Source organism: Pseudalgibacter alginicilyticus (genome assembly GCF_001310225.1).
Classification (GTDB): domain Bacteria; phylum Bacteroidota; class Bacteroidia; order Flavobacteriales; family Flavobacteriaceae; genus Pseudalgibacter; species Pseudalgibacter alginicilyticus.
Genome location: NZ_CP012898.1, coordinates 3,229,129 through 3,250,419, shown reverse-complemented (window position 1 = coordinate 3,250,419; position 21,291 = coordinate 3,229,129). Strand labels below are relative to the sequence as shown.

Annotated in this window: 20 protein-coding genes; 9 read left to right on the top strand and 11 right to left on the bottom strand. The window is 32.0% G+C overall.

The window, feature by feature from the left end:
- Positions 1–162 precede the first annotated feature (162 nt).
- The 5 genes from APS56_RS13480 (at position 163) to APS56_RS13460 (ending at position 3,450) form a co-directional block, all read left to right on the top strand.
- Entirely contained in the window at positions 163–1,134 is a 972-nt protein-coding gene (locus APS56_RS13480; protein ID WP_054729285.1) for a M23 family metallopeptidase, read from the top strand.
- A complete protein-coding gene (locus APS56_RS13475) occupies positions 1,134–1,463 on the top strand; it encodes a MerR family transcriptional regulator (RefSeq protein ID WP_054729282.1) in 330 nt (109 codons plus the stop codon). The genes APS56_RS13480 and APS56_RS13475 overlap by 1 nt, the downstream gene beginning before the upstream one ends.
- 79 nt (positions 1,464–1,542) lie before the next feature.
- Positions 1,543–2,139 carry a LemA family protein gene (locus APS56_RS13470; protein ID WP_054729280.1) on the top strand — a complete coding sequence of 199 codons (597 nt, stop codon included), beginning with the start codon at positions 1,543–1,545 and terminating at the stop codon, positions 2,137–2,139.
- 8 nt (positions 2,140–2,147) lie between these two features.
- Positions 2,148–2,585 (top strand): TPM domain-containing protein, encoded by a 438-nt coding sequence (locus APS56_RS13465; RefSeq protein WP_054729276.1) that lies wholly within the window; start codon positions 2,148–2,150, stop codon positions 2,583–2,585.
- A 7-nt stretch (positions 2,586–2,592) separates the two neighbouring features.
- On the top strand, positions 2,593–3,450 hold the full coding sequence (locus APS56_RS13460; RefSeq protein ID WP_054729274.1) for a TPM domain-containing protein: 858 nt from the start codon (positions 2,593–2,595) through the stop codon (positions 3,448–3,450).
- A gap of 207 nt (positions 3,451–3,657) precedes the next feature.
- On the opposite strand, the gene APS56_RS13455 is transcribed toward APS56_RS13460, so the two are convergent.
- Both APS56_RS13455 and der read right to left on the bottom strand, forming a co-directional pair.
- Complete coding sequence (locus APS56_RS13455; RefSeq protein WP_054729271.1) at positions 3,658–6,408, bottom strand: TonB-dependent receptor; 2,751 nt, start codon at positions 6,406–6,408, stop codon at positions 3,658–3,660.
- Positions 6,409–6,651: 243 nt separating this feature from the next.
- Positions 6,652–7,956, bottom strand: coding sequence for a ribosome biogenesis GTPase Der (gene der, locus APS56_RS13450; RefSeq protein WP_054729267.1), 1,305 nt, complete (start codon positions 7,954–7,956; stop codon positions 6,652–6,654).
- A gap of 168 nt (positions 7,957–8,124) precedes the next feature.
- Here der and APS56_RS13445 point away from each other — a divergent pair, with 168 nt between their 5' ends.
- Positions 8,125–8,628 (top strand): hypothetical protein, encoded by a 504-nt coding sequence (locus APS56_RS13445; RefSeq protein ID WP_054729264.1) that lies wholly within the window; start codon positions 8,125–8,127, stop codon positions 8,626–8,628.
- 6 nt (positions 8,629–8,634) lie between these two features.
- On the opposite strand, the gene era is transcribed toward APS56_RS13445, so the two are convergent.
- The 5 genes from era to APS56_RS13420 form a co-directional block, all read right to left on the bottom strand.
- Positions 8,635–9,516, bottom strand: coding sequence for a GTPase Era (era, locus tag APS56_RS13440; protein ID WP_054729259.1), 882 nt, complete (start codon positions 9,514–9,516; stop codon positions 8,635–8,637).
- A 148-nt stretch (positions 9,517–9,664) separates the two neighbouring features.
- Complete coding sequence (gene bamJ / locus APS56_RS13435; RefSeq protein ID WP_054729256.1) at positions 9,665–10,387, bottom strand: BamJ family beta-barrel-assembly machinery protein; 723 nt, start codon at positions 10,385–10,387, stop codon at positions 9,665–9,667.
- A gap of 136 nt (positions 10,388–10,523) precedes the next feature.
- On the bottom strand, positions 10,524–11,471 hold the full coding sequence (locus APS56_RS13430; RefSeq protein ID WP_054729251.1) for a transglutaminase family protein: 948 nt from the start codon (positions 11,469–11,471) through the stop codon (positions 10,524–10,526).
- A gap of 10 nt (positions 11,472–11,481) precedes the next feature.
- A complete protein-coding gene (locus tag APS56_RS13425) occupies positions 11,482–12,414 on the bottom strand; it encodes an alpha-E domain-containing protein (RefSeq protein WP_082379356.1) in 933 nt (310 codons plus the stop codon).
- A gap of 25 nt (positions 12,415–12,439) precedes the next feature.
- Positions 12,440–13,882: a circularly permuted type 2 ATP-grasp protein gene (locus tag APS56_RS13420; protein ID WP_054729244.1), complete on the bottom strand. Its 1,443-nt coding sequence runs from the start codon at positions 13,880–13,882 to the stop codon at positions 12,440–12,442.
- Positions 13,883–14,374: 492 nt separating this feature from the next.
- Here APS56_RS13420 and dnaG point away from each other — a divergent pair, with 492 nt between their 5' ends.
- A complete protein-coding gene (gene dnaG / locus APS56_RS13415; RefSeq protein WP_054731398.1) occupies positions 14,375–16,333 on the top strand; it encodes a DNA primase in 1,959 nt (652 codons plus the stop codon).
- Here dnaG and APS56_RS13410 read toward each other — a convergent pair.
- Positions 16,328–16,963 (bottom strand): response regulator, encoded by a 636-nt coding sequence (locus tag APS56_RS13410; protein ID WP_054729241.1) that lies wholly within the window; start codon positions 16,961–16,963, stop codon positions 16,328–16,330. The two genes, dnaG and APS56_RS13410, sit on opposite strands and share 6 nt — an antisense overlap.
- Before the next feature lie 124 nt (positions 16,964–17,087).
- Entirely contained in the window at positions 17,088–17,876 is a 789-nt protein-coding gene (nadE, locus tag APS56_RS13405; RefSeq protein ID WP_054729238.1) for an NAD(+) synthase, read from the bottom strand.
- A gap of 91 nt (positions 17,877–17,967) precedes the next feature.
- On the opposite strand from nadE, the gene gldB reads away from it, so the two are divergent.
- Positions 17,968–18,924 (top strand): gliding motility lipoprotein GldB, encoded by a 957-nt coding sequence (gldB, locus tag APS56_RS13400; RefSeq protein ID WP_054729235.1) that lies wholly within the window; start codon positions 17,968–17,970, stop codon positions 18,922–18,924.
- Positions 18,924–19,259, top strand: a complete 336-nt coding sequence (gldC, locus tag APS56_RS13395; protein ID WP_054729233.1) for a gliding motility protein GldC — start codon at positions 18,924–18,926, stop codon at positions 19,257–19,259. Before gldB ends, gldC begins: the two co-directional genes overlap by 1 nt.
- Positions 19,260–19,319: 60 nt before the next feature.
- Here the strand turns inward: gldC and APS56_RS13390 are convergent, their stop codons facing one another.
- Both APS56_RS13390 and APS56_RS13385 read right to left on the bottom strand, forming a co-directional pair.
- Positions 19,320–19,691 carry a hypothetical protein gene (locus APS56_RS13390; RefSeq protein WP_169786442.1) on the bottom strand — a complete coding sequence of 124 codons (372 nt, stop codon included), beginning with the start codon at positions 19,689–19,691 and terminating at the stop codon, positions 19,320–19,322.
- A gap of 238 nt (positions 19,692–19,929) precedes the next feature.
- Positions 19,930–21,048 (bottom strand): DUF6920 family protein, encoded by a 1,119-nt coding sequence (locus APS56_RS13385; protein WP_054729227.1) that lies wholly within the window; start codon positions 21,046–21,048, stop codon positions 19,930–19,932.
- Between the last annotated feature and the right edge of the window lie 243 nt (positions 21,049–21,291).

The window sequence follows — 21,291 nt, the reverse complement described above, 5'->3', positions numbered from 1 at the left end:
GCTAAATTCTATTGAATTTTAAACCGAAATTACCTCATTTAAACTATTATCATTTAGATTTACTAAATTTATAATGAAAATATTTTGTAGGTTTGTTCGTTTGCTTATCAAAACTGACGATTATCGTCCTAAATCGAATGCAAAAATAGTATAATTTAAGTAATGAATAAGGTAAAATATTATTACGATTCTGAAACACTTTCTTATAGAAAAATAGAACGAAAAAAAAGAACTACATTTAAGTATGCTTTTATGTTTATTTTGGCCGCATCTCTATTTGCGTTTATGTTTGTTTTTATAGCAGGTCAATATGTAGAATCTCCTAAAACAAAAGCCTTAAAAAGAGAACTTCAAAACATGCAATTGCAATATGAATTGCTGAATAAAAAAATGGCTCATGCAGAAACTGTTTTAACAAACATAGCAGAAAGAGACAATAATATTTACCGTGTGTATTTTGAAGCGAATCCCATTCCTGAGGAACAACGAAGAGCTGGTTTTGGAGGTATAAATAGATACAAAGAATTAGAGGGTTTTGATAATTCTAAATTGATAATTGAAAGTAACAAGCGTCTTGATATTCTTGAAAAACAGATTGTAGTACAGTCAAAATCACTTGATGAAATTGCTGTTTTAGCTGAAGAAAAAGAAAAACTTTTAGCCGCTATTCCTGCAATTCAACCCGTTAGAAATGAAGATTTAAAACGAATGGCATCTGGATACGGCATGCGTTCAGACCCTTTTACAAAAGTAAGAAAAATGCATTGGGGTATGGATTTTTCAGCCCCTCGAGGCACGCCGGTTTATGCCAGTGGTGATGGTGTTGTAACTAGAGCAGATAATAACGCGTCTGGCTATGGTAATCATATTAGAATAGATCATGGCTATGGGTACGAAAGCTTATATGCTCATTTATTCAAATACAATGTTAAGAAAAACCAAAAAGTAAACCGTGGTGATCTTATAGGTTTTGTTGGAAGTACAGGGCGTTCTGAAGCCCCACATTTACATTACGAAATTTTTAAGGATGGCAGTCGCATCAACCCCATCAATTTTTACTATGGCAGCTTAACAGCAGAAGAGTTTAATGAATTACTTGAGCATGCTTCTTTAGAAAACCAATCCTTAGATTAATGCATATAGAACTTCCAGACAAAAGATATTATGGTATTGGCGAAGTAGCCAAAGCCTTTGGTGTTAACACCTCTTTAATTCGCTTTTGGGAAAAAGAATTTGACGCACTAAAACCAAAAAAAAATGCCAAAGGCAACAGGAAATTCACACCAGAAGACATTAAAAACTTAAAGCTAATCTACCATTTAGTTAAAGAACGTGGTTTTACTTTAGAAGGTGCCAAAATTCATTTAAAAGAAGACAAAAAAGAAACACTTTCAAATTTTGATATTATAGATAAATTAGAAAATATAAAAAACCAATTAATTAAAATTAAAGATCAGTTGTAACATTTTAATCATTAACTCAACTAATAAACAGTTACAACATCCAAATAAAACACTAACACATTTAAAAAGAAAAGTCATTATGAAAAAATGGTTACCATTAATTATCATCGGAATACTAATATTTGGTCTATATTCTTGGGGAAAAGGATTTAACAATACAGCTGTAAATCTAAATGAAAATGTAGGTGAAGCTTGGGGAAATGTACAAACATCCTATCAGCGTAGAAATGATCTTATTGGAAATTTAGTAAATACGGTTAAAGGTGCTGCAGATTTTGAAAAAAGCACTTTAGAAGCGGTTATAAATGCCCGAGCAAAAGCAACTTCTATCTCTATTGATCCTGCTAACGTAACTCCAGAGCAATTAGCCCAATACAACCAAGTTCAAGGAGGTTTAAGTGGTGCTTTAAAAAGCTTGTTAGTTACTGTAGAACGTTATCCAGACCTAAAAGCCAATCAAAACTTTTTGAAATTACAGGATGAGTTGACCAGTACGGAAAATACTATCCAAACAGCAAGAACACGTTACAACGAAGCTATAAAACCTTATAATGTACACGTTAAAACATTTCCTAACTCGTTACTTGCGGGCATTTTAAATTTTGACGACAAACCGTATTTTGATGCGGAAGTTGGTGCTGACCAACCTGTTAATGTAGAATTCGATTTCAATTAAAGAAAACCATGTCCAAAATAGAAGACTTCCTGACTGCTGAAGAAGAACAGGAAATCATAGAAGCCATTAGAATAGCTGAAAAAAACACATCTGGTGAAATTCGCATACACATTGAAAAAACATCTAAAACCGACCCTTTTAACCGTGCTTTAGAAGTTTTCCACTATTTAAAAATGGATAATACAAAACAACAAAATGGTGTTTTGATTTATGTTGCCGTAGAAGATAAATCTTTTGTTATTTATGGTGACAAAGGGATTAATGATGTGGTACCTAAAGATTTTTGGGATAGCACAAAAAATGTAATACAATCTCATTTTAAAAACGGTAGATTTAAACAAGGTCTTTTGGATGGAGTTTTAAAAGCTGGCGAACAATTACAAACCTATTTCCCTTGGAAACATGGCGATATTAACGAATTACCCAACACCATTTCTAAAGGTTAAATTAAATATGCAGGTTTTAATAATCAGTAATCAGTCTCATAACAAAAAACAAACAGCGCTTATCCGTATTCTGTTGTTCACGCTTCTTTCTTTTAACATTGCGTTTGCTCAATTTAACATTCCAGAAAAACCGACTAAAACAGAAGAACAAACGAGTGTTTATGACTACGTAAATTTACTTTCATCATCTGAAAAAAGCACTTTAGAGCAGAAACTTATAAAGTATTCTGACACAACTTCCACACAAATTGTAGTGGCCATAATTGGCAGTACAAAAGGTGAAAATATTGGGCTTTTAGCTCCAAGATGGGGTCATGAATGGGGGGTTGGTCAAGCCAAAGAAGATAATGGTGTGTTCATTTTACTTGCTCGAGACGACAGACAAATATGGATTGCTCCTGGATATGGTGTGGAGCATAAATTAACGGCTGGTATTACTGGAGAACTTATACGCAATATTATTATTCCCGAATTTAGAAAAAATGATTACTACAGTGGTTTAAACAAAGGAGCAGATGCTATTTTTCAAGTTCTAAACGGCGAATATAAAGGCACTCGGAAATCTGCAACCGACAGCGGGTTTCCTTCACAAGTAATTATCATGCTTATTTTTATTTTTATAATTATACTCGTTTCTATTTCAAAAAACAGACATGGTGGCGGTGGTAAAAATGGCGGAAATAAATCTGGTGGAATTAGCATTTTAGACGCCATTATATTAAGTAATATGGGGCGTGGCAGTTATGGCGGACGTTCATCAAGTGGCTGGGGCGGAAGTTCTGGTGGCGGTGGCTTTGGCGGTGGCTTTGGTGGCGGCTTTGGTGGCGGTGGCTTTTCGGGAGGTGGCGCTGGAGGAAGTTGGTAAATTTTAATATCCTTTCTCCCTGTTAGCAAGTATAAGGTTTCAATTGTAAACAAAAACTAATTGTTTGATAATATAAACTAGATGTTTGTTATTTCTATAAAGTAAAAACTCCCCCCTACAAGAAATCTCATCTATTTATACTTTTGTCATATAACAAACAAGTTATAATAAAAAGATAAGTATACAACAACAAATTAGCTTGTTTTACTAACGCCTTCTATACCTACCGCCTCTATCATCTGTTTCATAGGCTGCACTACCCAAACTATTAAATTTCCAGCTAAAACTCAACATAAAATATTGTTGCAAAACGGTACTTTCTGAATCTTCAATATAGTTTGCTGTTGCTATACGACGTGCATTGGTATTTTGATTTAACAAATCGTAAGCTTTTAATGTCACTGTACCTTGATCTTCTAATACGGAATAAGCTAATGTCGTATTCCAAAACCATGCACTATTTTGAAACCCTGGCGCTATATTAGGGTTGTAATTAAATTGAATATCATTACGCCACTCAAATTTTTTAGGTAAAAAGGTTGCCGTATTTAAGTTGAGTGAATGATTTACAAATTCTTGATCTTCAAAACGCTCAATATCATATGAAGATTTTGTAAAAGACATACTGTACCTTGGATTAAATTCCATGACATCTTTCCAAATGAAACGCAAAGCCGCTGATGGTGCTAACGAAACATTTTGGCTTGCATATTTAACATCATTATTAAAATTTATATTTCTACTAACATTAGGTCCAATACCAATATTAACATCTACCGTTCGTATCGAGTCTAATCGTACTTTCTTATTATAAGACATAAATCCATAGTATCCATATGAACCATCTACATTAGCATAAGTAGTTTCCTTGACTAAATCTTCGTTTATAGTGGACTTAGACACCACTTTATTCTCCTCAAAATTAGCTCTTAAATACCCGTAAAACCCAGAACCTTTTTGAAAATCATAAGAATTGTATCGCATATAAATACTATGGTTAGATTCAGGGTTAAGATTTGGATTACCAATAACCGTATTTAATGGGTTTGATACATTTTGAAATGCTTGTAATTGATTTATTTGGGGCGCGTCATTATTTAAGGTATAACCAAGTGAAAATGATTCTTTAGTACTAAATCTATATCTGAACCTATAACGCAACTCCACAGCTTCAAAATCTCTGTTTAAATTTAATATTGGCCGTAAATTATCTTTACTTTTTAAATTCCTAAAAAGGTAGCTTGTTTCAAAACTTGTTGACATTTTTTTGTCTCTATACTCAAGCTCAACTGCTGGTGAAGTGGTTTCATTTATATACTCAAAAGAAGTACTTAAATCTGTATTGAAGTCTGTAAATTCACCTGTGTTGACATCTTTATCATAAGTACTTTTAACATCTTCCTGCTTATTTCTATTGTATTGATATTTTAAGTCAACGTAAAAAGACCTCCCTACTAAAGGCATCCTGTAAGTAAGCTGTGAGTTAAAATTAGTAATATCTCGTTTTTCATCTGTAAACTGATCTCTAACAATTGTTTCTGAGTTATCACCGTATATATTTGTTTCAGAATTTAAATAATCATCCCTATCTCTTGAATCAAATTCATTTTCCAAACTAAACTTTACAAAGGCGCCTTTAGTACCAAATCGTTTCGTAACATCAATGTCATTATTAAAGTTACGCCCTATAGTTTCAACATCAGAAATAGAAACAGATTCATTGGTTAAAACATTTGATGCATCACTAGAAGCTTCATCTTCGTTATAAACCGTTCTACTATTGGTATAGCTAAATCGAGGTTCGATATTAATTAATAAGGTTGAATCTATTTCTATATCATATTCTAAATTCATTTTATGATTTTTATTATCACTATAAGAACTAGAATTAGAATTCGTAAAATATCTAGAATCTGGTAAAATATTTTCTCTATCTCTGGTTGATTTATTTTCTGAACTACTTTCTGAATAGAAATAATTTGCAGTTATATCTCGTCCTTCTGAAAATTCATCGGCATAATTTGTTCCAAAATTTTTTGAAGTTGTAATACCTTGTCCGCCACCAAAAGACCGACTATCTATACTACCTCCAAACATTTTTCGAATTTCGCCAAAACTAAACCCTGGAGAGTTTACATTATTTCCACCAGCTAAAACACTAATACGCTGATCATTATCAAACCTATTAAACATACCTGCAAATTCGTAACGCTCATCGGTACCTACTCCTCCAGCTACACGTCCAAAAACACCTTTGTTGTTTTCCTCTTTTATCACCAAATTCACTGTTTTATTTTCGCTATCAGACTCCTCACCTGTAAAAGCTTGGTCTTTTGTTTTAGTATCTAAAACTTGAATTTTCTCAATAATATCTTTGGTTAAATTCCTGGTGGTAATGGTGGGGTCGTCACCAAAAAATGGTTTACCGTTAACTAAAACCTTGTCTACATCCTTTCCATTTACTGTTATACCACCTTCTTCATCAATTTCAACTCCAGGCAATTCTTTCAATAAATCTTCTACATTGGCATCTTTTTTTGTTTTAAAAGAATTTGCATTAAATTCCATGGTATCTTTTTTAATAGTAATTGGTGCCGTAGAGGTTATTACCACTTCATTTAAAGCATTTGCATCTAAACGCATTTCAACAGTCCCTAAATTGATTTCAGAATCGCTAAGATTTATAATTTTTGAATAGGTTTGATATCCCACATAAGAAATAAGCAACTTTAATTTTGAATCGCTCGTTTGATTTTCTAATGAAAAACCTCCATCGAAATCGGTAATGTTGTAGGTCACCAACGAACTATCTTTTAAACGTTCCACATAAACCGTTGCTGCTTCTAATGGTTGATTATCTTCAGCAGAAATTAGTTTTCCTGTAATTTGAAAGGACTTTGATTGCGAAAAAGCAAAGGTTGTAAATACAAGTAAAATACTTAGAACAAAATACTTCATTGGTTAATTAAATTAATTGGTATTATTAAACCTAAAAAGTGAACAATAATAATACCAATAAACTCTAAAACCCTTAATAATATGTTAATTAGAAGCTTAAAACTGTTAAAAAAAGCAAGAATACTATGATACGTTTAAAACATCAATAAATGAAAAACAACAAAAAAACACGCAACTAATTATCCTATTTTTTTGTTTCAAGTCCCGAATTATCAATATAAAAAAAACATATATTCCGAAAAACTATTTTTTCCGCATGTACACACTCACAGGAACACCAGTAAAATCAAAATGTTCGCGTAATTTATTCTCCAAGAAACGCTTATATGGTTCTTTTACATACTGAGGCAGGTTACAGAAAAACGCAAATTGTGGTTGCGGTGTTGGCAACTGCATAATGTATTTAATCTTAACAAATTTAGCCTTATAAGCTGGTGGCGGATAGTTTTCTATAATAGGAAGAAAAATATCATTAAGCTGACTTGTTTTAATTTTTTTAGAACGGTTTTTATAAACCTCAACAGCAGTTTCAATAGCTTTAAAAATACGCTGTTTTGTTAAAACAGAAATAAAAACAATAGGCACATCTACAAAAGGTTCCATTTGACGTCTGATAGCTTTTTCGTATTCCTTTACAGATTTATGATCTTTCTCAACCAAATCCCATTTATTTACCAAAATAACAATCCCTTTTCTATTTCGTTCTGCTAACCAAAAAATATTTTGTACTTGTCCATCAAACCCACGAGTGGCATCTAAAACAATTAAACACACATCGCTATGCTCAATGGCACGTACACTTCTCATAACCGAGTAAAACTCTAAATCCTCTTTTACTTTAGATTTTCTTCTAATACCTGCAGTATCAACTAAATTAAATTCAAAACCAAAACGGTTGTATTTGGTATCAATAGAATCACGTGTAGTACCTGCAATATCGGTAACTATATATCTATCTTCTCCAATTAGTGCATTAATAAAAGATGATTTTCCTGCATTAGGACGTCCAACAACTGCAAAACGGGGCAAATCTTCCTGAACGACGGTTTCTTTTTCTGGCAAGGCTTCCACCAAAGCATCTAATAACTCCCCTGTTCCACTACCATTTATACTAGCAACCGTATAATACTCCCCCAATCCTAATGAATAAAATTCTACAGCATCTTCAGCGCGTTTAGCATTATCTACCTTATTAACAACTAAAAAAACAGGCTTTTTGACTTTTCTTAATAGTTTAGCAACCTCTTCATCCATCCCTGTAACACCTGACTCTACATCTACCATAAAAATAATAGCATCGGCCTCTTCTATAGCCAACTCTACTTGTTTATCAATTTCTGCTTCAAAAACATCATCACTTCCTTTTACATAACCACCAGTATCAATTAAAGAAAACTCTTTACCATTCCAATCGCTTTTTCCATAATGACGATCTCTAGTAACACCACTAACAGCATCCACAATAGCTTCACGACGTTGGATTAAACGATTAAAAAACGTTGATTTCCCTACATTGGGACGACCTACTATTGCGACTATATTGCTCATACTCTTAAAAATTAATGGTAACAGGCTAAAACCGATTTGTTTACAAGGTTCCTGAAAACTTTTGCAAAAATAGGAAATATACTCGATGTCCCACCGTTTTTAGTAAATAATAAAATTTATCAATTTTAAAGAAAAAACTGTAATTTACATACCCATAAATCAAACTAAATGACACTATCTAATGATATTGTTTTACGTCCGCGTTTCAAATTTGAAGTATCTAAAAACAATGAAACTGTTTTAAGTGATTTTGAAACTACTAAAACAACCCAATCCAATTTTATAGTAAATAGAATTGATGATCATGTATTTATTATGTTACCAAAAGCAGAGCAACATTTTTGGTCGCCACAATTACATTTAGAAATTAATGAAATAAACAAAAATATTTGTACGGTAAGCGGTTTATTTGGCCCCAATCCCACCGTTTGGACACTTTTTATGTTTTTACACTTTGTTATTGCCTGTTTATTTATTGCCTTTGGAGTTTGGGCTTTTACCAATTGGAACTTAAATCAAAACTTTACGGTACAATTAAGTATCATGATTTTGATGGTTGTTATTTGGATTGCTTTATACTTTGCCGGTAGTATTGGAAAAGTATCTAATATAAAAGAAATGAAGGCCTTAAATGATTTTATGTATCGTGTATTAAATGAACAGACGCTTTAACAAACTTTAATTATTGTAGCCAAAACGTTTTAATTGGTTTTGATTGCTACGCCAGTTCTTATTTACTTTCACATACAATTCTAAATGGATTTGTTTTCCAAAAAAGGTTTCTAAATCTTTTCTAGCTTCAACTCCAACCCGCTTTAATGCACTTCCTTTATGACCAATTATAATCCCTTTTTGAGTTTCACGCTCTACCATAATCACTGATCTTACCCGAATAATAGTTTCTTCTTCAAAAAACTCTTCAGTATCCACCTCAACAGCATAAGGAATTTCTTTTTTGTAATGTAACAGAATTTTTTCTCTAATGGTTTCATTTATAAAAAAGCGCTCTGGCTTATCGGTTAGCTGATCTTTTGGATAGAATGGTGGCGATTCTGGAAGCAATTCAACAATTCTATCAAACACTGCTTTTACCTGAAACCCTTCTAACGCTGAAATAGGAATGATTTCAGCATTTGGCACTTTTTCTGCCCATAGCTGCACCTGTGTTTCCAATTGTGTTTGGTCTGATTTGTCAATCTTATTTAAAAGTAATAATACTGGAATTTTAGAATTTCTTATTTTATTAAAAAAATCTTCATCTTTAAGTGTTTGCTCTCCAATTTCAACCATGTAAAGTAAAATATCAGCATCTTCAAAAGCAGATTTCACAAAACCCATCATAGATTCTTGCAATTCGTAAGCTGGCTTTATGATACCTGGCGTATCACTTAACACCACTTGAAATTCATCCCCATTAACAATACCCAAAATACGATGCCTGGTCGTTTGTGCTTTGGATGTGATAATAGATAACTTTTCGCCCACAAACGCATTCATCAACGTAGATTTTCCAACGTTCGGGTTTCCTATAATATTTACAAATCCGGCCTTATGATTCATGTGGTATTGCTTTATTTTATACAAATTTACTAAACAAAAAAACAGGAAGCCTTAACTTCCTGTTTTAATATTATTATTTGATTACCTACGTACATTTCAACTTGCTGATATAAAAAGTTTTATATCCGCTAAGGAAACAGTATTTAAATTAATTTACCTCTAACAATTCTACTTCAAATACTAATGTTGAAAAAGGTTTTATTGGTCCACCACCTCTTGGAGTTGCTCCATAAGCTAAATCTTGAGGAATGAAAAATTTGTATTTAGAGCCTTCTGTCATTAATTGTAAGCCTTCTGTCCATCCTTTTATAACTTGACCAACACCAAATGTTGCTGGCTCACCTCTATCAACTGAACTATCAAAAACGGTTCCGTCTGTTAATGTTCCGTGGTAATGTACTTTTACACTTGAAGATGCTGTTGGCTTAGCTCCACTTCCTTCTTTCAACACTTGATATTGTAACCCGCTTTCAGTTACCATAACACCTTCTTTTGCCTTATTCTCTTCTAAGAATTTTTCTCCTGCGGCTTTAACATCAGCAAATTCAGCTTCTGCTTTTTTTGCTGCCTCTGCTTGTTGCTTTTCAGCTGCTTCCTGTTGCTTTTTTTGAAAAAATGCCTGAAGAATAGGACCTATTTTATCCTGCTCTAACAAAATATTAGTTGAATCAATACCATTATTATATCCTTGAATGAAAAGATCAGTGTTGATTTCTTCAAAACTAGCTTTAACATTTCTTGCAACATCTAACCCTATTGCATAACTAACAGAGTCAATTTCTGTTTCTAATGATTGAGCTTTCGCTCCTTTATCACATGAAAAAATTGTTGATGCTAATACAACAACACTTAATAATTTAACTATTTTCATTTTTTATTGATTTTTTAAATTCGATAGCAAAAGTAGCAAATTTAATGTTAAGAAAACAAATACTTCTTTATCAATTTAAATTAGAGAAAACTTACCATTTTTCAACCAAATAGTAATTCAAAAAAAAAGCTGTTTTTTATTGTTGCTGTTGCTGTTGCTGCTGTTGAATACTTCCCAAACTTTGCCTATAGCTATTAGTGTTTTCAGAATTTGAAGCAATGGTTGTTTCACTCATTTCTTTTGTAGTGCTTACCGTTACTTTAACAAATAACTTATCTTCAACTTTACCTTTAAAAACTCCTTTAACGGGTGAGCAATCATTATAATCTTTCCCTACTGCCAACCTCACGTGGTTTTCATTCGCCAACGCGTTATTTGTAGGGTCAAACCCTAACCAACCATAAAAAGGAATATAGGCCTCTACCCAAGCATGTGTGGCACCTTCTCCTCGAGTAATTTCTTCATTAGGACAAATATAACCACTCACGTAGCGTGCTGGAATACCAAACATTCTTACTATTTGAAGTAAAACAGATGTAAAATCCTGGCAAACACCAGCTTTTAAAGCCCAAACATCATCCAAACTTGATTTTACAGTGGTTACCCCTGGTATATATTTAAATTTATTATGAACATATTCGCAAAGTTCTTGAAGAATTTTATAAGGAGATGTGGTTTTTAAATCCTTAGTTTTTATTAAATTTAAGATGTCTTTAGTACCACTAAACTTAGTGTAACCATAAAAATCTATGTAATAAATATTTTTCTTTAAAGCTTCTAATTCTGCCCACTGATCGGAAGTTGAAACAGAATCGTCAGGAAAAATTTTAGAATATGTTGTAACCTCAACATCTGAAACTATAGAAAGTGAATTATGAGGTTCAACAGACATAAAAGTACCTACCACATTGTTATAGTAATCTAAATAAGTTTCTACAGACGGGTTACCACTTATGGTAATTCTTTGTGAAGCTACATTTTGAAAATTATCTTTAATTGGATATAACATGATTTGACTTGCACCATCAATAACATAATCGCTATACGTGTACTTGGTAAGGTGCTTTATATAAAAAGTTGCCATTGTTTTTTCTTTAAGTTAAATTAGAATGAGACAGGTACACTGTATTAATACTTAATGATATATTCCTAATATCTTCTTTAATACCGTAAATAAAATTATCTAACCCCTGTTCGTTAATACCTTCTATGGTTGTGTATTTTATAGTGCTTTCAAGCTTTCCTAATAAAAATTCAGTTCTATTTTTCTCTAATTCACCACTGTTTATTAGCATACTTATAACCCTTCTTAATTTATTTATACAATAAGATATAGATCTAGGAAATAATTCATCTTGGAAAACCATTTTAATAACATGTTTTTCTTCAAAAGAAGATTTATAAGTTTTTAAATAGAATTGATAACCTCCAACAGATAACAACAAATTTTTCCAATAAAAACTTTGCTCTAAAGTATCAGATGTTTTGCTAATTTCCATAAGTTTTAATGCCGTAAAATCTGATATTTGTATAACACGCTCTAAATACTTCCCCACATTCATAAAATAATACGAAGGACCTCTTTCTTGAGTCACATCCTCTGTTCCATAATAAATTAAATGAAACTTTATAAGATCATCTAAAAACGCAACCGTATCCTCTTCCTTAAGCCTTTTAACTAAATTTTTGTTGGTGAGATATAAGTAATAGTTATTAATACATAACCACAGCTCTCTAGAAATGTGTTCTTGCACACTTCTTGCATTTTCTCTTGCCTTGGTAACAATATTGATAATTGAGTTAATATTACTTGTATCCAACACCATGAACTCAATACACTCTAAAGCATCTTCAGTATAATACTCATTATCATAGGTGGTAAAATTTTCAATAATTGGACTCCATGAAAAAAGCTCTGGAGAGTCTTGATTGGCATAAAAATTTACTTTAAGTAAACTTATAATACCATTACCACGCTCCATATACCTATCCATCCATATTAGATTATTTGCGACTCTACTTAACATACGTTTTTGTTATTGTTTTGTAAATTTATTGTAATACCCATGTATCTTTACTACCACCTCCTTGCGAACTATTTACAACCAAAGATCCTTTTTTAAGTGCCACTCGGGTTAGTCCACCTGGACATATGTCTATATCTTCACGTCCTGATAATGCAAAAGGCCTAAGATCTATACAACGTGGTGAAAGCTCTTTATTGATGTAACATGGAGCGGTTGATAATTTTAAAATAGGTTGTGCTATAAAAGCATCTGGCTTTTTATTAACGGTTTCTAAATAATCTTTTATTTCTTCATCAGTTGCTTGATGCCCCATTAGCATGCCATAACCACCACTTCCATCTGTTTTTTTAATAACCATGGTTTTAATGTTTTTAACAACGAAATCTAACTCCTCGGGTCTTCCTAACTGGTAGGTTTCTATATTTTTAAGAATGGCATCTTCTCCTAAATAATATTTAATCATATCAGGCACATAAATATATATAGCCTTATCATCGGCAATACCTGTTCCTGGAGCATTTACAATATTTACATTTCCTTTTCTAAAAGCTGAAAAAATACCTGAAACTCCTAAAACACTATCTTCTTTAAATTCTAATGGGTCTAAATACTCATCATCCACACGTCTATAAATAACGTCTACCTGTTTTAATCCATTAGTAGTTTTCATGTAAACAAAATGATTTTTCACAACCAAATCACTACCTTCTACCAATTCAATACCCATCAATCGCGCCAAAGTAGTATGCTCATAATATGCAGAATTATAAATACCTGGTGTTAAAAGCACAATATTTGGATTATTTACATAAGACAGTTCTTGTAATTTTTTATATAATAGATTTGGGTAATTAGACACTCCACGTACATTATTTTTAGGTAAAACACCAGGATATAGTCGTTTTGATATCTCTCTGTTTTCCAACATATAACTGACACCAGAAGGAGTTCTTAAATTGTCTTCTAGCACATAAAACTCGCCGTCATTATTACGAACTAAATCTACCCCTGCTATTTGCACATATACATCATAAGGCACTCTAATCCCTCTCATTTTACGCAAATATCCAGGATTGGAATAAATTAAATCCGCTGGAACCACACCATCTCTAATTATAAATTGATCGTTATAGATATCTTTTATAAACAAGTTTAAGGCTTTAATACGTTGTTTAATGCCTCGCTCTATTTTATCCCATTCAACTGCTGTTATAATTCTTGGAACAATATCAAAGGGAAATATTTTTTCTATACCCTCATTATCATTATAAACTGTAAAAGTAACCCCTTGACTCATGAACAACTGTTTAGATAGGTCTTCCTTTTTAACAAGAGTCTCCTCTGAAGTATTTCTTAAATAGTCAATTATAATTTGATATTGTGTACGCACTTCAGAATTTGAAGTATACATTTCATCCCACGTATTTACTAATCGGTCGTAAGATTTGAATAGTTTGTCTTTATTCATAAAATATAGGTGTCTATCTCAAAGATATAATAAATTAAAAAATTATCATTAAATTAAAACATTCATTAATAATTAATTATCAATATAAAATATTCATTGAAGCAATATTCTTTTTTTAACAAAAAAATCTAAATAATTTAAATATTTTTCATCCAAACAATCAATCATTAATTTACAAAACCACTGCTACTTATAAATTTAGCATAAGATAGTATATATTTCTTAGTTTTTTTAACTATTGAAAATTTAAACACATCATTTAACACCTGAAAATTTGAAAAGTGAAGCATTCTTTTTCTATTAATTGCTCACAAAACAGATTACGCTTTAAAATGTATTGGAAGGGTGTTGAATCAATCATTAAGTTAAAATTGAAATTTTAAATATCACTAAGTTTATATTACATTTACAGTCATCTTTTCTGATTAATAAAACAAACACATATTGAAGTTTGTTTACAACACAATTAAAACAAGAAAAACACCGAATCATTTGATATCACAATCATCCATAGAACTCGTATTTGAAACCGCTCGTGTTGAGGAGGTAATTGGCGATTTTGTAAATCTAAAAAAAGCTGGCAGCAACTTTAAAGGCTTGAGTCCATTTAGTGATGAGCGTTCACCAAGTTTCATGGTATCACCTGTTAAGCAAATTTGGAAAGATTTCTCAACTGGCAAAGGAGGCACTGCAGTATCTTTTTTAATGGAACATGAGCATTTCACCTATCCAGAAGCCATTAAATACCTTGCTAAAAAGTATAATATTGAAATAGAAGAAACTGAACAAAGTAACGAACAAAAAGAAGCTGCTGATGTTCGGGAAAGTTTATATTTGGTTAGTGAGTTTGCTAATTCCTATTTTCAAAAAACCATGCATAAAACGGACCAAGGAAAATCCATTGGGTTAAGTTATTTTAAGGAGCGTGGATTTACTGAAGAAACCATTAAAAAATTTAATTTAGGATATTCTTTAAATGATTGGAGCGCCTTTACTAATGAGGCTCTAAAACAAGGTTACAAACTCGATTTCCTTAATAAAACCGGATTAACCATTATCAAAGAAGACAAGCAATTTGACAGGTTTAAAGGGCGTGTTATGTTCCCCATTAAAAGCATGAGTGGACGAGTATTAGGTTTTGGTGGGCGCATTTTAACAAATGACAAAAAAGCCGCTAAGTATGTAAACTCTCCTGAAAGTGACATTTACCATAAAAGTAAAGTATTGTATGGCATTTATCACGCCAAACAAAGCATTGCCAAAGATGATAACTGCTATTTAGTTGAAGGCTATACAGACGTTATTCAATTCCACCAAACAGGCATTACAAATGTGGTGGCATCTTCTGGAACGGCTTTAACTCCAGACCAAATACGACTAATTAACAGGTTAACAAAAAATATTACAGTACTTTTTGATGGTGATGCTGCTGGTATGCGCGCATCATTACGTGGTATTGATTTAATATTGGAGCAGGGTATGAATGTTAAAGTCTGTACTTTTCCAGAAGGCGAAGACCCAGATAGTTTTGCAAAACAAAACACACTGGAAGACATGACCCTATACCTTAATGAAAACTCCAAAGATTTCATTCAATTTAAAGCCTCGATTTTATTTGAAGAATCTAAAAACGACCCGATAAAAAAGGCAGACACCATTCGAGAAATCATCAATAGTATTTCAAAAATTCCTGATCAAATCAAGAAAGAAATTTACATTCAAGAATGTTCTAAAATAATGGATATCAGTGAAGAAGTACTATTTAGTACTTTGGCTCAGATTAATAAAAAAGAATCAGAAAACGAGAATAAAAAAAATAAAGCCGAGCAAAAAGCTTTTGATGTAATTAAACATGAACAGCCTAAAAAAAAGGTGGATGTTCAATATATTTTAGAACGCAAAATCATTGAAGTACTACTACTTTATGGTGATAAAACTGAAGAATTTGAAGACTTAGTTTTAAAGGAAAATGACAAAGGAGATCTTATTTTAGAACCAATTACACAGCAAGCTAAAGTTTTTGAAAAAATATTTTTAGATCTTCAGGATGATGAAATGGAATTTTCTAATGAACAATTTAAAACACTTTATTACACCATAATAGATACCCTTAATCAAAATCAAAATTTTGAATTGAAAAACTTTATAAATTCGGTAGACCCCAGTTTGTCTAATGAAATTACATCAATTTTAATGGAAGACGAACGCTACAAATTGGATAACTGGAACCGCATGAATATTTTTCCAAAAGAAAAGTTACAAAATATTGCTCAATTAGTTAGCGAAACCATTTTAAGTTTAAGATGCCACCTAATTGAGCAAAAGGTTAGTGAATTCAAACAAAAAACATTAGAAAACATTCATGATGTTAACAGAAATGTTCTTGAAGAAGTCAAAGATTATTCTAGTTTAAAGATGCTATTATCTAGAAAACTGAATCGTGTTTTATGATTTTTCTTGTTCGTGTAATTTAGCTTGATTTACTAAATCAATCAAATTAGTCACGTTAAGTTTTCTCATTAAGCGTGCTTTGTAAGTACTAACGGTTTTTTCGTTAATATCTAATTCTTTAGCTACCTCTTTGTTTTTTCTTCCAAGTGTTAAAAGCTTAAGCACCTCTATTTCTCTTGTTGATAATTTCTTATAAAAAGAACCTTTCTTTTTTATATTCTTACCAAAAGCAAGAGCCTGTGTCAATTCATTACTTAAATAAATACCGCCTTCATGAACTTTCAATATGGCTTCATTTATTGTAATGATATTTACCGATTTTGAAACATACCCCAATGCACCTGCTTTTATAGCACTAACAGCATATACCTCTTCAGGTTGTCCGCTAAAAATGATTGTTTTAATGTCTGGGAAATCAGATTTCAAATACCTTAATACAGTAAGTCCGTTAAGCTCTGGCAAATCGGCTTCTGTTAAAATTATATCTACTTTATTCTTTTTTACAAAGTCTAAAAGAGATACACCATTATCAACACTACCCACTATTTTAATATCAGAAGACGCTGAGAACAAGTGTTCTAAACCTTTTCTAACAATGGGGTGATGATCTGCTACTAATAGTTTAATCATACCTTAAAAAATTTTATTTATTCGATGGTTTCTAGGTTTTTTATAATATTAGTTAGGGGAACCAATATATTTTGAGAGAAACCTAAGTTACAAATGTAATTCTTTTTTAAGAATTTTACAACACTCATTTTATATTTGTAGGAATTTCACAAACAGGGATAGGATTCATTTTATGTTTGTTACTTCTATTGTATTTATTATAAATTTTAAAAACTTCCAATTCTCTTCCTGAAAATTCTTCGGCCAATTTACCTTTTTGCTCCATTTGCATAGCCCATTCTAACTCTGGATAAGAAGCACCTATTTGGTCTTCATCACTTCTAGCATCTCCAAACAATCCATCACTTGGAGCCGCAACCATTATAGATTCAGCTACATTAAGAAAAGCTCCCAATTCATATACTTCAGATTTCATCAAATCGGCAATAGGACTTAAATCTACCCCACCATCACCATATTTTGTATAAAACCCAACACCAAAATCTTCAACTTTATTACCAGTACCTGCAACTAATAATTTATAAAGTCCCGCATAATAATACAAAGTTGTCATTCTAAGTCTAGCACGTGTATTTGCTAAAGCCATATCTACAGTAGTTTGGTCGCCATCAGCAAACACACTGCCTTTAAAAGCCTCAAAAACAGGTGTTAAATCTGCTCTAGTATCACTTACATTATCATAGGTATTTGTCAAATTCAAAATATGTTCTTGAGCTCGAGTAACATGACTTTCCGCTTGATGAATTGGCATTTCCACGCAAAGTACATTCAAACCTGTTTTTGCACAAAGTGTGGAAGTTACTGCAGAATCAATTCCGCCAGAAACTCCAACCACAAAACCATTAACTCCAGCATTAAGGGCATACTCTTTTAACCAATTAACTATGTGCTCTACAACTTTTTCTGTTTGCATATTAAACGAATTTGATTCAAGAATGGTACATTTGCAAACAAAAATAAAAGAAACACTCAATTAATAAAAATTTAAGACGCTTAAGTTTAATATGAAGAATTTTTTATTGCTTTTATTAGTATCAATGCTCGCTTTTTCATGTAAAAAAGAAAACCCTTTGATAAGAGACGTTGCAGACATTGATATTTCTGTGGAACGCTTTGACCAATTACTTGCTAAAACTACAACAAAAGAGTTGCCTAAACTAAAGCAAACCTACCCCTTTATGTTTCCTGAACAATACACCGATGCGTTTTGGGAAGCTCGCTTATCTGACACTTTACAGATTGAAATACTTACCGCAGTAGAACATGTATTTCCTAATTTTGATACTATAGAAAGTGATATTGAAACCTTTTATGGGTATATGCAACACTACTTTCCTGAATTTACTGCCCCAAGAGTTATTACTGCTATTTCAGATGTTGATTACAGAAATAAAGTCATTGTAACAGACACTATAGCCCTTATTTCAATAGATACTTATTTGGGCAGCGATCATTATTTTTATGCTGGCATACAAAAATACATTGCTCAAAATTTAAAAAGAGAACAAATTGTTCCTGACTTAGCCATGGCCTATGCCGAAAAACATATATTTCCAAAACAAAAGAAAACCTTACTTGATGAAATGATATACTTTGGAAAAGCCCTCTATTTTAAAGATGCCACACTGCCATTTATTCCTGAAGAGGAACGTATTGGCTATTACAAAGAACAATTGGATTGGGCTTTAATTAACGAAGAATCTATTTGGCGGTATTTTGTTGAACGCGAACTTTTATATAGTACAGACTCCAAACTCCCCAATCGATTTATAAACCCATCCCCTTTTACCAAATTCAATTTAATTGAAATTGACAATGATTCACCAGGTAGATTAGGGCAGTATATTGGCTGGCAAATTGTGCGAGCTTATATGAAAAACAATGATATCTCGTTAAAAGATATGTTAGTAGCATCACCAGAAGAAATTTTTAATAAATCCAGATTTAAACCTAAAAAATAATGTCTCAAAAAACAACTTCTAAAATAGAGCTTACCGTAGAGTTAGACGAAAATCGTGTGCCCGAAAAACTACACTGGACAGCAGAAGACGGCGGTATAAGCCACGAAGAAGCTAAAGCCATGATGCTATCTGTTTGGGATGCTAAAGCTAAAGAGTCTCTTCGTATTGATTTATGGACTAAAGATATGCCTGTAGATGAAATGAAGGTGTTTTTTCATCAAACATTGGTAGCCATGAGTAACACCTTTAACCGGGCCACTCAAGATGAAAAAATGACAGCTACTATGAAAGATTTTTGTGATTATTTTGCTGAAAAATTAGAATTAAAAAAATAGCATAACAACTGTTTATTATAATCGGTTTCTGAAAAGCTTTATAAAGAGGGCTGAGTATTTTTAGTGAATTAAATCATCAAATTTCACAATTGTAGTATCTTCTTCTATTTTAAAAGCAACCCACTGATTAAGTGCAATCCCATTTGTATAATACCCATTCGTTGTAATTTCTTTTTTTCCATTTGCTCGCGTAAAAGTAAGAGAGTAAGCGCCATCCTTTTTGTTTTTTTTCATTGATAAAAACGCAGTCACAGAATCATTGGGCTCAATTTTATCTATTTCTATGACTCTTATTTTTTCTGTTGTTGTAAATTCCACTTTTGAAATTGGCTGGTTCGTTTCGTTTATAATTTTCATTTCAATGCCATGATTCATAGACAAAAAACATGAGTTTAAAGTCATACTTAAAATGATGACAATAGATTTTATCATAATACGGAAATACAACTGCATAATTTAAGCACCCAATTTAGCAAATAAAAACTGAATAGAAAATCTGCAAGGATTTTGTAAGCAATCTACTTACAATAAATTAAACACTCTGTTGACAAATTTGGCGGACTTGCAGATATGTCTTGTCCTAAAATATGGCTACAGGTTAAAATTGAATTTACGCTGATAATTTATATACTACATTTAGCTGTTTTAATAGTTAAATATACATGTAATCTTAATTCATCGGACAAGTCAAAGGCATATCTTTCAAGTTGTATTGAATTGCTGTTATCTTTAATTTTAACCAAGTCCATTGACCACTTTCCTTTCCCCAAGTTGCTTCGCACTGAACTGGGATTTTTATTCCGTTCCTTTCGCCGGTTTTAGTAGCAGTTACAGTCCATTCGGTAGGTTCGGTATCATTAGAATTTTGATAACGCATTGCTACGAATTTTTCAAAATTTCCATGTTCATCAAAATGAAATACACCTGAACCTTTAGTTCCTTTATATTCCATGATTGCTCTAGCAGAATAGGCGTCAATAGACTCCCATTTTATATATTTGCTTAAAGTTGCTGAAGGAAACCAAACGATTTCGGCTAAATACCGTTGCAACGTTGCTTGATTTATCTTTTTGTCATTTTTTGTGTCAGCAACAGGAATAAGTGATAGAAGTTTTATCATCATCTCGCCTTTACCCTCTTCAAATTTGTCTCTACCAACAACGCTCAATATTGAATTCATTTCAGTATTAATATTCCAATTGAACGCTGGTGGTTGAATTGTAAAGTATTGTTCTGCCTTGCCTTTATTCCAAGTTTTTTGTTCTGGTTTTAATTTTAATAAAATTTCTTGAGTTAAATAAACGTTAGATATTAATGTTTTACCCATAATGCCACTGTTAACCAACCATTTCTGCACAATTGGTGGTAAGTCAAGTAATGATGTTTCCGTAACAATATGTTTGTTTTTGAGTTGTGCATTCTGAAATAGTGCTATGCTTTCTCCTTTAATCTTTTTCTTAAAGCTGAAATTTGAATAAGCAATAATTATCGCTGTTAAAATAATTAGGTTTGCTAAAGTACCAAATTTCGCATCAGTCCAATAGTTTATAATTAATAACTGTGAAAGGACTACTCCAATAATTCCAATCATCCACCAATAATTAGATTGAGCAATTAATAGAACTGTGGTAATTGCATATAAAACAAAGGTCAATAACCATACTATTCCGAATGACTTGGAAATTGGGTGTGAGATTGCTTTAAACTCAGATATACCAAACGCCTTAAGAAATCCAAATAAATGGATAATACCATGTATTGCAATCAATATTGTAAAAACTATTCGCATTGTTTATTTTTCTTATGGCTAAGAGCCTAGACTATGATTATAGTAGGAAATATAAAAGTATTTAATTCACTACTAAGCAAGTAACCAAAACTTTTTATGTGTTTTATTTTTGTTTTAAAGCTAAATCAAAAAATTTGATGGATATTTTAAAAACACACTAAACTTTGGATTGAACACTAAAACCTATATCACTATAGCCAGATATGTTCTGTTCATTATAAATACTCATTCATCAAATATACC